Raw genomic sequence first — 1681 nt, forward strand, 5'->3', positions numbered from 1 at the left:
CTAAGTGGTCCCGCCCGTAAGTCCTTCGGGGGTCAGTAGCTGAGGTAGAGACCACAGGCGCAGTCGAGGGCTTCTTGGGGTGTGCCGGCTGACATGCCGGTGGGCAGGATCTGGTTCTCGTACTTGTCGCTGCTGGCGAGGTAGAGCCCGAATCCCCAGATGGAGGCCGATCCGCCGTAGCGGAGCCGGATGAGGGGCAGGCGGTGGCCGTCGGCCAGTTCGCCTTCGACGTAGGCGAACTGGCCGTGGTAGCGGACGTGCAGTCCTGCCAGCTGAGGCCAGCGGTCGCGGGCGTGCCGGCGCAGTCGCTGGGCCAGGGAGGTCTTGGTCGACTCCGGGATGGCGGGCATGGGCCCCATCTTGCCGTCCGGCGTGTCGATCACACCTTGGACAGCCGAGATCGGAGCAAAGTAGCAGGGCCCCTGAAGAAGATCACGGAAAGCGTCCCGCGTGCCCGTCCCCCGCGCCCGCCAGATCGTCTTGACCGCCTCCGAGCGGCGGCGGCTCGACCAACTGGCCCACTCTCACACCGCCCCCCACCAGCAAGTCGTCCGCGTCCGGATCGTGCTGGACGCCGCGCACGGCCACTCCAACGCCCGTATCGCCCTGCGACAGCGCGTTCACCTCGACACCGTCCGCCTGTGGCGTGGCCGATACGCCGACCAAGGCATCGACGGACTCAAGGACCGACCCCGGACCGGCCGGCCACCCCGCTTCACCCCCGTCCAGCGTGCCGAGGTCACGGCACTGGCCTGCCAACTGCCGGCCGAGACCGGAGTGCCGCTGTCCCGCTGGAGCAGCACCGACCTGGCTCGCGAAGCGGCCGGCAGGGGCATCACCGAGGCGATGTCCGCCTCGACCGTCCGCCGGATCCTGGCCGCTGACGTGCTCAAGCCCTGGCAGCACGCCTCCTGGGTGTTCATCCGCGACCCCGGCTTCGCCCACAAAGCCGCCCGTGTGCTGGATCTCTACCAGCGCATCTGGGACGGGCAACCTCTCGCCCGCAACGAGTACGTGATCTCCTCCGACGAGAAGACCTCGATCCAGGCCCGCTGCCGCTGCCACCCCACCCTGCCGCCCGGCATCGCCCGCAGGATGCGCATCAACCACGAATACAACCGGGGCGGCTCACTGGCCTACCTGGCCGCCTACGACGTCCACCGAGCGCACGTGACCGGACATTGCGCGGCCACGACCGGCATCGCCCCGTTCATGACCCTCGTCGAAAAGGTCATGGCCGCCGAACCCTACGCCTCCGCCAAGCGGGTGTTCTGGGTAGTCGACAACGGCTCCTCCCACCGCGGCAAGGCAGCCACCGACCGGCTCGCCGCCCGGTTCCCCAACGCGGTCATGGTCCATACCCCGGTACACGCGTCCTGGCTCAACCAGATCGAGATCTTCTTCTCCATCGTGCAGCGCAAAGTGGTCACACCCAACGACTTCACCAGTCTTGATCAGGTCGAAGACCGACTGATCGCCTTCGAGCGTCGTTACAACGAGACCGCCCGGCCCTTCAGATGGAAGTTCACCCCAGCCGACCTCGAGGACCTGCCGGCCCGGATCGAGCGACACGAACAGAAAGAGCACCACTCCCAGCAGCCCGCTGGCTGCAGCAACCAGCCTGCCGCACTACCCGCAGCCGCGTGAACCCTCGAATGACTTACGAACCGGACCACTAAGC

2 protein-coding genes are annotated in these 1681 nt (G+C 67.7%); one reads left to right on the top strand and one right to left on the bottom strand.

The annotated features are described in order from the left end of the window. Nucleotides 1–32: 32 nt before the first annotated feature. Entirely contained in the window at nucleotides 33–350 is a 318-nt protein-coding gene (locus AB0H21_RS40855) for a hypothetical protein (protein WP_358527474.1), read from the bottom strand. Nucleotides 351–450: 100 nt separating this feature from the next. On the opposite strand from AB0H21_RS40855, the gene AB0H21_RS40860 reads away from it, so the two are divergent. Then, entirely contained in the window at nucleotides 451–1647 is a 1197-nt protein-coding gene (locus AB0H21_RS40860; protein ID WP_358527476.1) for an IS630 family transposase, read from the top strand. Nucleotides 1648–1681: the final 34 nt, after the last annotated feature.

Origin of the sequence: Sphaerisporangium sp. NPDC051011 (assembly GCF_040653595.1) — a bacterium.
Lineage (GTDB): Bacteria > Actinomycetota > Actinomycetes > Streptosporangiales > Streptosporangiaceae > Sphaerisporangium.

Bases quoted from the DNA above. Each gene is read 5' to 3' on its own strand.
- AB0H21_RS40855 (WP_358527474.1), bottom strand. From the start codon at position 350: ATGCCCGCCATCCCGGAGTCGACCAAGACCTCCCTGGCCCAGCGACTG.